Origin of the sequence: Endozoicomonas sp. SESOKO1 (assembly GCF_024606265.1) — a bacterium.
In the GTDB taxonomy this organism is placed as follows: domain Bacteria; phylum Pseudomonadota; class Gammaproteobacteria; order Pseudomonadales; family Endozoicomonadaceae; genus Endozoicomonas.
In genome coordinates this window covers 1-12,610 of sequence record NZ_JAHHPP010000056.1, presented here as the reverse complement: position 1 = coordinate 12,610, position 12,610 = coordinate 1, and the positions used below count along the sequence as shown (strand labels likewise).

Sequence of the window (12,610 nt, the reverse complement as noted above, 5' to 3'; positions counted from 1 at the left end):
TCTATATTGTTTTTATATATAAATATATCGCTTACGGATGCGCCCTGAGTTCAGCGGTTATAGCCCATCAGCTACACGCTAAACTCTCAGGGCCGCAAGTCAGTTCGCATGCGAACCAACCTATATCGGAGTGGATTATTGTGCCATTGTCTTTACAGCACAGTCTTTAAAGCACAATGCTGCTGAAAACAAAACCGGCCATCACCGAGAACACAATCGACATCAGGCCTGGCAGCATAAAGCTGTGGTTAAACACGTACTTGCCAATACGGGTTGTGCCAGTACTGTCAAAGTCGATAGCGGCAATGATCGGACCGTAGTTGGGTACAAAGAAGTAACCGTTAACCGCCGGGAACATGGCAACCAGGGACCCTACTGGCAAACCGAGAGCCACACCCAGAGGCATCAGTGTCGACGTGGTCGCACCCTGGCTGTTAACCATCACCGACAGAACAAACAGTGCGATGGCAAATGCCCATGGAGCACTTTGTACCAGGTCAGAGATACTGCCTTTGAGCAGCGCATCGTGGGCACCGAAAAAGCTGTCGCCCAGCCAGGCAATACCGAAGATAGCAATAATTGCCCGCATACCCGCGAGGAATACATCACCACGGCTGGCTTCAGCAACATCCGCTTTACCCAGCCAGACAATCAGTGCCGATACTGCCAGCATAATGATTTCAATGGTGTGCGCCATGGACATGGCAGAACCATTGAACTGAGGACGTAACCCGGGAACTGCCCCCATCAGAACCACCAGAACGGCACCAAACAGGAACAGCAGAACGGAGATTTTCGCCCCGGGCTTCAGTTCAACTGCAGAAACCGTGGTGGTTTCTTCCATCTTGCGACGAAACTCAGGGTCTTGCATACGACGCTGATATTCAGGGTCATCCTTCAGCTCTTTACCCAGCATATTGGTCACCAGTGCAGCCAGGAACAGGCCAACCATGGTTGCCGGAATGGATATGCCCAAAATCTGTCCCAGGGTAATGTCATACTTGGTGGACATAATAGTCAGCATGGCAACGGTGGCCGCCGCAATCGGGCTGGCAACAATACCTACCTGAGAGGCGATGACCGCCATGGACAGAGGGCGCTCCGGGCGCACACCGGTACGACGGGCAACTTCAGCAATAACCGGCAACACGGAGTAAGCGACGTGACCCGTACCGGCAAACATGGTGAAGAAGTAAGTGACCGCCGGCGCAATAAAAGTAATACGCTTTGGATTTTTTCTGAGAATACGTTCAGCCACCTGTACCAGGTAATCCATACCACCGGCAGCCTGCATACAGGCGGCCGCTGATACCACTGCCAGAATCATCAGCATAACGTCAATAGGTGGAGACGTCGGCTGAATACCGAAAACAAAGGAGAGAATGGCAAGACCAACACCACCCATCAAACCAAGACCTATTCCCCCGATACGTGCACCCACCAGGATGCACAGAATCACGACGGCCAACTGCAGCCAGATCATAATACCCCCAAACAACACACAAGTGCTGTCCAAAACGACAAGACAAAACTGCCTCACTGCGTTGGGAAGTCCCTTAGGAGGCAGAGGAAAAAGTGGGGCAAGTGTACGAGAGATATTTTTTATACAGATTGATTTACAGCAACACTTTCAACCGCGTTTAAATAATTAATCAAAGAAAACTATACCGGCGAGTCTATATCGACAAACTCATGGTCAATACCCGTTTCACCATGCAACCAGCGAGCCAGTGCCTGAACACCATAACGCTCGGTAGCATGATGACCGGCGCTGATATAATGAATGCCATTTTCCCTGGCAAAATGCACCGTTGATTCGGAAATCTCACCACTGACGTAAGCGTCCACTCCCAGGTTCAGGGCTTTATCAATCATGCTTTGCGCTGCCCCGGTACACCAGGCGATGGTTTTGATGGCGTGGTCGCCACCGGCAATGACCAGTGGATCTCGTCCCAGCTTGCAGGAAATTTCCCGGCTCAAGTCATCCAGCGACAATTTTCGCCCTGTTGTGCCCCAGTTACCTACCGGCAATCTGGCACCTGGCTCCATGCCACCCACGACATCCCAACCCATCAAGCGGGCAAGCTCCGCGTTATTGCCAAATACCGGGTGGGCATCCAGTGGTAAATGATAGGCAACCAGGCTGATATGGTTCGCCAGCAGCGTTTCAATGCGCCGACGTTTGCTGCCGGTAATCACTGCGTCTTCCCCACGCCAGAAATAGCCGTGATGCACCAGGATGGCATCCGCCTTCAGTTCAATGGCCCGGTCAATCAGCGCCTGACAGGCGGTAACCCCGGTGACGATCTTCTTTATCGGGGAGTCCGCTGCCGGGCTGGCATCGACTTGAATACCATTGGGACAATAATCTTTGAACTGGCCAGGCTGTAACTCCTGATCCAGTAATGCCACCATTTCTTTTAGTGTCATATCCTGTGATGTCGGCACCATCGGTTCTCTCCACCCATACATCGCTGTATATTAATAATCGTATTTTGATGACCTCATTATAATCACATAACTGCAATTGCCATGGGCTACGAATGAAAAAACTGCTTAAGTCGGTTGGCTTACCCATTCTGATCGGGCTGTTCACCGCGATCACGGTGTTGCTGATCAAGCCAGAGCTTGGCGGCATTTCAGAAAAATCCCGCAACCGCCTCATTGAACAATCCACCAGGGCTTTCAATTTCACCGGGCAGGTTTCCTACAGTGACGCCGTGATAAAGGCAGCGCCGGCTGTAGTCAGTATCTCCACCAACAGTCTGTCACAGCGTGGCGACAGCAACCTGCCACTGCCCCAGAGAACCAATACCCGCAACACCCCTGAAGGTTCCGGCGTTATTGTTGATCCTGAAGGTTATATCCTGACCAACCACCATGTCATTCAGAATGCGGCGAAGCTGATGATTACCCTGCGCGATGGCCGGGAAGTCAAAGCCAGAATCATCGGCACCGACCCGGAAAGTGATCTCGCCGTGCTGAAAGTCAACCTGAAGGATTTACCGTATCTGGACCTGGTGGATTCAGCCAGCGCAGAAATTGGCGATGTGGTGCTGGCCATTGGCAACCCGTTCGGGCTGGGACAGACAGTGACCATGGGCATCATCAGCGCTACCGGCCGCAATGACCTGCAACTGAACACCTATGAAGACTTTATCCAAACGGATGCCGCCATCAATATCGGCAATTCCGGTGGTGCCCTGGTCAATGCCTATGGTGACCTGATCGGCATCAGCACGCTGTTGTTTTCCCGCAGTGGTGGCAGTGAAGGGGTTGGCTTTGTGATTCCGTCCAATATGGCCCGCTTTGTTATGGACTCCATCATTAAATATGGCCGGGTCATTCGGGGCTGGCTGGGTATTGAGTCCCAACCACTGAGTTCGACACTGGCAGAAGCCTATGGTGTCAGCACGAAAGTGGGGATTTTGATTACCGGGGTTTACGAGGATGGCCCTGCCGACCGGGCGGGCCTGCGACGTGGCGATATTCTTACCGGTATCAATGGCCAGGGCACACGAGATGGCCGCAAGGTGATGAATATGGTGGCCCGTATTCCCCCCGGACAACAGATGACCATGCAGGTGTTGAGGGATGGCGAAGCGATTGAGTTAACCGCACAGGCAACGACGAGGCCGACCATTGTTAACTGAATTGAAAAATATCCGTTAAATCGTCAGCGGTTTGTAGACAAACGCTTTTAAGGAATCCTTCAGTGGCAGACAGTCAGAGTCTGTTGACAGCACATCTGCCAACAATGTCCGATTTTGCACCAGACGTTGACGAATACAGGTTCGGGCACAGGCTTTCAGCGATCCGGGTTGATAAACGGGTATATGATTGCGCAGGGAGTCGATGATTTCGGGGGCGGCTCCTCCAGCTTCAGCACTCTTCAGAGCTGTCCAGCCCAGCTGGTTACGAACACCGGGATCGGCACCATTGTCCACCAGAATCCTGACAAATTCCGGGCTGTCATTCGCTACCGCCACATGCAGCGGGGTATCGCCATCTTCACCCCGGGCATTGGGGTCAGCGCCGTTAGCCAGTAAGAGCCTGAGCAGCTGGACAGCGCAGCCATCTTCTCTGTTTACCACAAAATTCAGCGAGGTCTGGCCAGAATTGCTGCAAGTATTGGGATCCGCGCCGTTAGCCAGCAGCAGCCAGACTTCAGCAACAGGGCGCAGATTTTCCACCAGACAATTCAACATGGTTCGACCAGAGGTGTTGCACAGGTCGGGATCGGGATTGGCACCGTGGGCCAGCAGTGTATGAACGATATCGGTCTGTTGTTTAAATAGTGCCTTGTAAATCGGGTTTAAGGTTCGGACGCCAAACTTGTCGGGGTTGGCACTGTGAGCCAGCAACTTGTTGACTATTATGCGATCCCCTTGTGCCACCGCTTTATTGAGTGGGGTAAAACCGAACTGGTCAGGAAGATCGGGGTCAGCGCCGTGCTCCAACAGGGTGTTTATCGCCGGAAGATTGCCACAGATAACGGCACATTGCAGGGGGGTACGGTTCAATGCCGTTAACGCATTGAGATCTGCACCATGATTCAGGAGGCAGTTCAGGAGCAGGACGGTCTGTTCATTGTTGTTCCTGGTGGCAAAATGCAGGGCCGTAAAGTGACCGCTGTCACGGGTTTTCGGGTCTGCTCCCCGGTCCAGCAGGGCTTTGACTGCGTCATAATCGCCATGCCAGGCGGCATCAAGCAGCAGGTCATTGATGGCTGGTGGGTTCATATATCTCTCCACTGTTGAACTTAATCACCAATTAGTCGGTCTTACATCGTAGCTATACCCATGGATCAAGGAAGCTGTTTCCCTGGGGAAAGACTATTGCTGGTCAGCGTCCCTGATCACTGCCTGCACAGGAGGGTATTTTGGATTCACTGTCATGGAGTTTGCAGTCCCTTGATGTTAACAGCACTGTTACCGCCAGTCCGGCGGCCCGGGATGAAGCTTCTGCCGCCATGTGCGGACGAACCGTGGCAGAGGTTAAGGACTTGTCACTGGCCTGTTCTGGGTTCTGGTCCGAAGATGTCCATTGGCTGCCTGATGTTGTTCCCGGTCCCTCTGCCACCGTTGTCACCTACTATTGCCCCGGGCTGTTCATGGGGAATCCTGTCAACGACGAAAAGGCAAGCCCCCACCCCTGCCATGATAAGGTCGTCTCGGTGATGTCCGCCTTTGGTACGCATCATCCCTTCGATAGCAGCACGTTGATGCAAAATATCTACAAAGCCATTTGTGATGAAGAAAAACAGCTTTCTCCCCTGATCAGCAATGGTCAGCGGTGCAATTATCTGTTTTCAGCATTTCTGGCTTTTCAATACTCAGGCGTGCCAGATGACAGCAACCCGGTCCTGGCCAAGTTCCAGACAATTGATACGGATTTTCTCGACCTTTATCTCAGGACAGTTGAGCTATATCTGGCAATTTCCAGACAGCCCCCCCCCTGCAATGGATTATGACCAGGTGCAGGAGCTTTATCAGTTGGTCCACGAGACCGAATTCTTTCCCGCCGCCTGGCTGCTGGTTAAACTGAGTTGTAATACCGATTCGCTGCTGCTGGTATCCCCTTTCCTTATTCCGCGCCTGCTGCTCCCGTTCCTGAACAGGAGCACTGAGATGATCATGTTGGAACGGGTCTTTGCCCAGGAACTGCGAGATGCATTCACAACCCACCTTAGGCTGAATGCAAGCCAGCGCCAACACTGTCTTGAAATAATAACGCCGCTGGATCTATTTATGCTGGATCTGGGTACGCATATCATGAATAACAACCTGAGGTTCCAGGGCAAATTATTTGACGATTTTCCGGAAGGCCTGAGGCTCATTTTGAGTGTGGACTGGAGCGACATCATTCTTTCCCGAAAGGTCGGTGGCAGGCAGCAACTTCAAACACATCGCAACCGGTATAACCATGGCTACCTGAAGCAGGCGTTCCTGAAATCAGGGGAGAAATTACGGGCATCCAAAAGTGAATTGAATAAATTGGATAATATGCTCGGCGGGATGTACAGGGATGTAGGCAGGGGCACCACGAGAAGAAAACTATACATGTACTACGAGCAACAACCTGGGGTGCAAGGCTCACAATTTACCTGCGGGCTGACGAAGTTGACCAAAGGCTTGATGTACCTTTGTTCCACAGCATTTGAAAAAAAACCGCTGCTCGCCCTCGTTTATCTGGTCAATGCGGTAGATTATGGCTGGTCCCCACTGATGCTCAAGGATGCCGGTGACATTAACCTGGGTTTTGGCCGGTTTGAAAAGTCCCTGGAACTGTATCAACAGCTGCGTCGCTTGCCCGATTTACCAGAGTCCCTCAGGAACAGGCTGGACTCATTAATTGAAATCTGTGAGTTAAATATTCCTGCCAGCACGGCAGAAAAAGCAGAAAAAACAGAAAAAGACGCTGTCAAAGCAGCGGTTGTCGTCGAGGGTGGCAGAGCGAAACGGAAAAAAAAGAGAAAGTCTCATCAGTACAGCAGGGTGGAAGCCAGCCCGAGTGTGGCACCCCCGAATCGGCAGAGCCAGATCACAGGGCAGACACTGGAGACTGGGCAGAGCCTTTCGCTGCCGGTGGCTAATGAGCCTGTACGATCAGATTCTGCCGATAGCGAGAGTCCGGGTAAGTCCCCGGTAGCGACACTGGCTGACCAGCGTGCGCCTGTATCACCTTCGATGCCACCGGAGAAGGTGACCAGGGCAACGGCAGGACGACAGCTGTTTATGCCAAGGGAAGGGCGCTTCAGCGACAGCGATTTGATGGTGCAACGATTTATCCGGGAAATTAATGCCCATCGGAACAACGGTGATCTTGTCAACGAGAAATTGTGTATAGAACGGTGGCTGCATCAGGGTCGGGTCTACGGGCGTGTGTGTGAAGATGCGGCCTGGTTCTACCTGCGCCAGTGTATTTTCCCCGTGCAGATGGACGCTGTTATCCTGGCCGGTGACAATCTGGATCCTAAAAATAATCCAAAATGGGACATGCTGCATTTTGCCCTGGATTGGGTATCCAGAGCCATGGCCTGTTACCTGGCACAGCCCATAGGGCAGCGTATCCTCAGTGGCAGGTTACAGGAGATGCTGGTTCAGCTACACCATCAGAACCCGGAGCAAAAAAACGATGCCGAAACCTGTAAACGCCTGCGTTCCGGATGCTCCGGTTTTGGCCATATCTTTTCTGAGTTGGGCGGCCTGGCCAATAGCAAAGTAAGAAAAGCTTTTTATGACAAGGGGCATGGTTTTTTTGCCTTGAAACGCGTTGCTGATCCGCTGTATTACCTGGAGGCTGTCGCGACAACAAAACACAAGCAACAGGATTGCACAACAAGCCTTTTCAACTAGCCTCTACCCCGATACTTGGCTCATAAGTGATTACACGCTGAAAAAAACAGGTATCAACTTCTCTTTTGGGCTTTTCCAGCAACGGATCAACGGATAAAAATGAACTCAAGCATCAGCCAATGTTTATTGCCCCGGGATGACACGGCCAATCCGGAAGAAACGGCCGAGGGTGGCCACGCACAGCCAGCACCTTCTCTCCGGCAACCCGTTGCCAGCGCAGAAAATATTTCCGCACGGGCGGTGGCTTGCCCGGGCAACGGGAGCTTACCCCCACTGATGTCTGATGTCGATTTGCGTGGCCTGGGCAATCAACTGGCCGAGGCAATCAGGCAGCAAAACCTGCCAGCCGTCAACAACCTGCTGAACCTGGCGCAGCATCTGGGAATTGACCCCAATCTCTGTGACCGGCAAGGCCTCTACCCGCTCTATTGGGCCAGTGCCATGGGCAGGGCTGGCAGAATTCTCAAGACCCTGCTGGACAGGGGGACGAACCCCAATCTCTGCAACATTGATCTATGGAACAGAAAAAAGAACATACCTCTACATTGTGCCGCCGGCAGTGGCAGTTATGAGGCCAGCAAAGTCTTGCTGGAATACGGGGCTGATCCGCAAGCCCGTGACGGCGCTGATTGGACGGCCCTGCACTGGGCCACACTGGACTACAAGATACAAAGCATCATGCTCCTGAAGTGCCTGCTGGATCACGGCGTGGATATTAATGCCCGCAATCGTATGGGCCGCACCCCGCTGTGCAATGCCGTCCTTCGTAACAATCTTCCGGCCGTTAACATCCTGCTGGGTGAAGGTGCCGATCCCAACATTCCTGATAATCAGGGTATGACCGCGCTGGACCATGCCGTCTTTGACTGGTGGCGCCCCAACATGGTCGACGACTTGCTGGCTCACGGTGCCAATCCTGATACCCCCGGCGACATCGACAGCAGCGGGTGTAGCAACGCCCTTTGTATGGCATTAAGTCAGCATCACACAGACGACATTGTGGCTATGCTCCTGGCTTACGGTGCCAATCCCAACAAGGCAAACAAACAGGGCGATGTCCCGCTGCATCTGGCGATAGATAAAAGCAACTCAACCTGTGTGGACATGCTGCTGGCCCATGGTACCAATCCCAATATTGCAAACCCGTCAGGCCAGACCGCCCTGGAGGTTGCCGCTGCCGAAGCGTCACCTCCCTGCATCATTGATGCCCTGCGTAAGCCCTATAAACCCGTGTCGCTGAAGATTTGTGCCCGCAGCTGCATTCGTGCAACCCTGATGCGGCCACAGATGACCCCGAAAAAAACCCGGGCAAAACCGCTGTCAATAGCATCTAAAAACCTGTCGCTGTCAGTTCCTTTGACAAAATTTGTGTCCAACCCACTGACTCTTAACGAAATGAACTCAAGCATCAGACAATATTTATCTCCCCGGAATGACACGGCCAATCCGGAGGAAACCGCCGGAAGTTCCCTCCCACAGGCAGTTCCTTCTCACCCGCAACCCGTTAGCCGCACAGAAAATATTTCAGCACCTGCAGTGACTTTTCCGGACAGCGGAAGCATACAACCATCGACGTCTGATCTCGATTTGGTTAAGTTGGGCAATAAACTGGCAGCAGCAACCAGGAGAGGTGACGAGAAAGCCGTGAACAAGCTGCTGAACTTGCTGGAGGAGCGGGGGATTAACCCCAATCTCTGCGACCAGCAAGGCTATCACCCGCTCTATTGGATCAATTACCAATACAGCAACCTCCTCAAGACCTTGCTGAACAGGGGGATTGACCCCAATATCACCACTATCGATCCGTCGACTCATGAACAGTACATACCTCTGCTTATGGCTGCCAAAAATAGCAATTATCGAATCTGCAAGGCCTTGCTGGACCACGGAGCTGATCCCCAGGCCCATGACCACAATCATTGGACGGCGCTGCACTGGGCCACATGGCAAGTAGACCAACAGAGCGTCATGCTCCTGAAGTGTCTGCTGGATCACGGTGTCGATATTAATGCCTGTAATAGTATGGGACGCACCCCGCTGTGCAATGCCGTCATTAGTAACGTACTTCCGGCTGTTAACATCCTGCTGGACGAAGGTGCTAATCCCAATATTCCTGATAATGATGGTCGTACCCCGCTGGACCATGCAGTCTCCAGAGGACGCACCAACATGGTCGACGACTTGCTGGCTCATGGTGCCAATCCTGATACGCCTGGCGACAACCTCGACGAAATCGGGCGGAGCAGCGCACTGTATGAGGCATTACGTGGGCAAAGAATAGATATTCTGGATATGCTCCTTGCTTACGGAGCCAATCCCAACAAGGTAAGCAAACAGGGCGACACCCCACTGCATCTGGCGATAGAGAAAAGCAACCCAACCTGTGTTGACATGCTGCTGGCTCATGGTGCCAATCCCAATATTCGCAACCAGTCATGCCAGACTGCCCTGGAGGCTGCCGTTGCTAAAGGCGCACCTGTTGATGCCCTGCGTAAGCCCTTTGAACCCATGCCGCTGAAGATTTATGCCCGGAACTGTATTCGTAAAACCCTGATTCGGCCACGGATGACTCTGAAAAAAACCCGGGCAAAACCGCTGTCAATGAAATCTAAACGCCTGTTCTTGCCAGCTTCCTTGACGAAATTCGTGTCCAACCCACTGACTCTTTAACGAAATAGAGAGGATGGCTACCCCAGGAATTACAGTTAACTCGGCAAGTACTCTTTCCCCCAGCCAGTACCGATAACATTGTCGTTTAGTAGGGTGGCAATTTGTTCATTGGTATAACCAAGACCGGCAATAATCTCAGTGGTCGAATGGCCAAACCGCTCGGTAGGTGGCTGCGCAATAATTTGTGCCCGTGAAGGCCGGATTGAGTAGTGATCAACAATGGTCACTGCGTGTCCACTGGGATGATCGTGGTAGCTGGAAAAAGCATAACTGCCAAGATCAATCCCCATTTTGCCATCGGCAGGACGAGTATAACGCTCCCGAAGCTCTGCAATTCCCACTGAGCGCACCGCAGCAATATCCTGTGCCCGCAGCGCCTGTGCCCAATGATCGGCACTGTCTTTGCCGAGAACTTCCGTCAAAAAGGCCTTCTTGTCGTCTACTTCACTAATGCCGACAAGGCCCGGAACCCGTTCAAGCTTAATCAACTCCTGCTCGTTGGCATCAATAAATAAATTGCCGTCTTTCGTTGGGTAAAAATGCGATAACTCGTGGTTGCCCAGGGCTTCCCGGCCGGATGCTTCATTAAACGGGGCACGACCCGGATAATCATAGGCAAAGTTAATTTGTGCCAGATTAGTGGCAGCAGATAACGACGTGTGCGCCCGGCAGTGCCGCCCGGTGCGTATTTTGTAATAAAGGCATAATGCCATCCCCAGACCGCCGGCAAAACCACAATTCACATCCAGGGTCCCCAGGTGTGCATGTTCTTCCGGGGTTTGCGGCCCACCAAAACGACTCATAATGCCACTGTTTGCCTGAATAATATCATCGTAACCTATGTAGTCTGTTTTCGGTCCGCGGGTTGGCCCTCCCAGGCAATCCAATCGACAGAATAATACCCCCGGGTTAATGGCCTGCAAGCTGGCCTCGTCCAGGCCCAAAGGCAGCAACTGGCGCTCGGGGGCATTAATTAACACCAGGTCAACGGATCGGATTAACTGGTGAAAAATAGTCCGCCCCGGTTCAGTGTTGATATCAACTAAAACACTCTTTTTGCCAATATTGGCTTGAAAACTATACACGGTGCCAATCAGTGGATCATACAATGGTGTAACGGGATCCAGTTTGATCACTTCGGCACCGAAACGACTTAAAAAGGCGGCAGAATGGGGACCGGCAATGACATTGGTTAAATCAAGTACTTTAACACCTGCCAGCCAGGCCTGGCGGTTGTCCTTTGCCACATCCGCGCCAGTGGGCCGGGGCGTTGCTTGCTGTTCAGCACCTGCACCGGCAAGCTCAGCCAATGCCGACTCAAAGCCAACCGTGACCCTGGCCCTTGGCTTTAACATCTGTTCAGCGGATTCTTCCAGCCAGACTATAGGTCCCGGCTGTTTCATCACGCCATATTCAGGATCGTCCACTTCAACGATCAATCCCGCTTGCGCACAGTGTTCACTGTTGACCCATTCCTGAGTGGTGCGATGGGGTGCCCCCGGAATTTGCCCTTCACCAAAGATAACGCCCCACTCTTCCGAGGTTTTGGTTAAAAACACCCGCTTCATTTTGGCGGCGATAATATCAGCCCATTTCTTCGGCAGTGGATAAACGCCAATGGAGGTTTCGTCATCCCACTCATCAATAGGCAGATGCAGATTGCTCACATCAGGCAAGCCTTCGGCCAACAACTCTTCATATAAGCCCGTCACCTGTAAACAGCGTTTGGCGTGATTGCGATGGGATGGACAAACGACGTAGAAAAAGCGGCCGTCCCTGCATTCGTAAGTGCGATAAAAGGGGTCCAGGTACTCTTGTAAATCTTCGTAGCTGACATCCATCGGCAGATTGTTTTCCCTGCGATGGTTAATTTCATGCTCCCGCATGGTCAGATAACGTTCGGGCAAATCTTCGATGACGATGGAGTTGTACGATAACCCTTCCATTAAGGCAGCGACAATCGGCACTTCAATATGATCACCGACACCGAGTTTTTCCCGGGCGAACAGTGCCATCACCACCGAGCTGGCAGCCAGCGTGGTCGCATAGGCTGAGCACAGTGCCAAAGGAGAAAAGCTGGGATCCACGCCCATCAACACCCGGTTAAAGCCCATATCGGTAAAGGCACCAGAGTTAGCGGCAACAATAGCCTCGGTTGCTTTCCATTGGCTGCGCAATTGATCATTACTGGCATAGCCCGGCATTGAAATAGTGATCAGCTCGGGACGTTCCTGACGCAACTGTTGGAAATCAATCCCCAGACGCTTCAAGACACCGGGCCGGAAACTTTCTAACACGATATCGGCGTGATTAATCAAGGTTAATGCCTGTGCCAGGCCCGCATCTGATTTCAGATCAATATTTACCGTGGTTTTGTTCCGATTCAAAATAGCATTGGCAGGACTCTGCCACTGGGGTCCTGTTGGGGGATCAATATGAATCACCGTTGCCCCAAGGTCAGCCAGGATCATGGCGACGGCAGGCCCGGCTATTTGCTGGCCAAAATCGATAACCCGAACACCGATTAATGGTAAATCTGTTTTCATAGCCAACTTTTTCTCACTCTATTTAACTATTTAATC

General features: G+C 52.3%; 8 protein-coding genes. 4 read left to right on the top strand and 4 right to left on the bottom strand.

Going from position 1 to position 12,610, the window contains the following annotated elements:
• Positions 1-166: 166 nt before the first annotated feature.
• Both KDK13_RS03540 and KDK13_RS03535 read right to left on the bottom strand, forming a co-directional pair.
• Positions 167-1,483, bottom strand: a complete 1,317-nt coding sequence (locus tag KDK13_RS03540) for an anaerobic C4-dicarboxylate transporter family protein (protein WP_257283514.1) — start codon at positions 1,481-1,483, stop codon at positions 167-169.
• 179 nt (positions 1,484-1,662) lie between these two features.
• On the bottom strand, positions 1,663-2,451 hold the full coding sequence (locus KDK13_RS03535) for a Nif3-like dinuclear metal center hexameric protein (protein WP_306670989.1): 789 nt from the start codon (positions 2,449-2,451) through the stop codon (positions 1,663-1,665).
• 92 nt (positions 2,452-2,543) lie between these two features.
• Between KDK13_RS03535 and KDK13_RS03530 the strand changes: the two genes are divergently transcribed.
• On the top strand, positions 2,544-3,653 hold the full coding sequence (locus tag KDK13_RS03530; RefSeq protein WP_257283513.1) for a S1C family serine protease: 1,110 nt from the start codon (positions 2,544-2,546) through the stop codon (positions 3,651-3,653).
• 15 nt (positions 3,654-3,668) lie between these two features.
• Here the strand turns inward: KDK13_RS03530 and KDK13_RS03525 are convergent, their stop codons facing one another.
• Positions 3,669-4,742 carry an ankyrin repeat domain-containing protein gene (locus KDK13_RS03525; RefSeq protein WP_257283511.1) on the bottom strand — a complete coding sequence of 358 codons (1,074 nt, stop codon included), beginning with the start codon at positions 4,740-4,742 and terminating at the stop codon, positions 3,669-3,671.
• Between the two features lie 140 nt (positions 4,743-4,882).
• On the opposite strand from KDK13_RS03525, the gene KDK13_RS03520 reads away from it, so the two are divergent.
• The 3 genes from KDK13_RS03520 to KDK13_RS03510 all read left to right on the top strand — a co-directional run bounded on the left by KDK13_RS03520 (position 4,883) and on the right by KDK13_RS03510 (position 10,028).
• Entirely contained in the window at positions 4,883-5,473 is a 591-nt protein-coding gene (locus tag KDK13_RS03520) for a hypothetical protein (RefSeq protein ID WP_257283510.1), read from the top strand.
• Positions 5,474-5,630: 157 nt separating this feature from the next.
• A complete protein-coding gene (locus tag KDK13_RS03515) occupies positions 5,631-7,358 on the top strand; it encodes a hypothetical protein (protein WP_257283509.1) in 1,728 nt (575 codons plus the stop codon).
• 99 nt (positions 7,359-7,457) lie between these two features.
• Entirely contained in the window at positions 7,458-10,028 is a 2,571-nt protein-coding gene (locus KDK13_RS03510; RefSeq protein WP_257283508.1) for an ankyrin repeat domain-containing protein, read from the top strand.
• 35 nt (positions 10,029-10,063) lie between these two features.
• On the opposite strand, the gene KDK13_RS03505 is transcribed toward KDK13_RS03510, so the two are convergent.
• Positions 10,064-12,574 (bottom strand): CoA transferase, encoded by a 2,511-nt coding sequence (locus tag KDK13_RS03505; RefSeq protein WP_257283507.1) that lies wholly within the window; start codon positions 12,572-12,574, stop codon positions 10,064-10,066.
• Positions 12,575-12,610: the final 36 nt, after the last annotated feature.

Excerpts from the sequence above, each read along its gene's own strand:
- KDK13_RS03525 (WP_257283511.1), bottom strand. The coding sequence starts at position 4,742 with ATGAACCCACCAGCCATCAATGACCTGCTGCTTGATGCCGCCTGGCAT.
- KDK13_RS03510 (WP_257283508.1), top strand. The coding sequence starts at position 7,458 with ATGAACTCAAGCATCAGCCAATGTTTATTGCCCCGGGATGACACGGCC.
- KDK13_RS03505 (WP_257283507.1), bottom strand. The coding sequence starts at position 12,574 with ATGAAAACAGATTTACCATTAATCGGTGTTCGGGTTATCGATTTTGGC.
- KDK13_RS03535 (WP_306670989.1), bottom strand. The coding sequence starts at position 2,451 with ATGGTGCCGACATCACAGGATATGACACTAAAAGAAATGGTGGCATTA.
- KDK13_RS03540 (WP_257283514.1), bottom strand. The coding sequence starts at position 1,483 with ATGATCTGGCTGCAGTTGGCCGTCGTGATTCTGTGCATCCTGGTGGGT.
- KDK13_RS03515 (WP_257283509.1), top strand. The coding sequence starts at position 5,631 with ATGATCATGTTGGAACGGGTCTTTGCCCAGGAACTGCGAGATGCATTC.
- KDK13_RS03530 (WP_257283513.1), top strand. The coding sequence starts at position 2,544 with ATGAAAAAACTGCTTAAGTCGGTTGGCTTACCCATTCTGATCGGGCTG.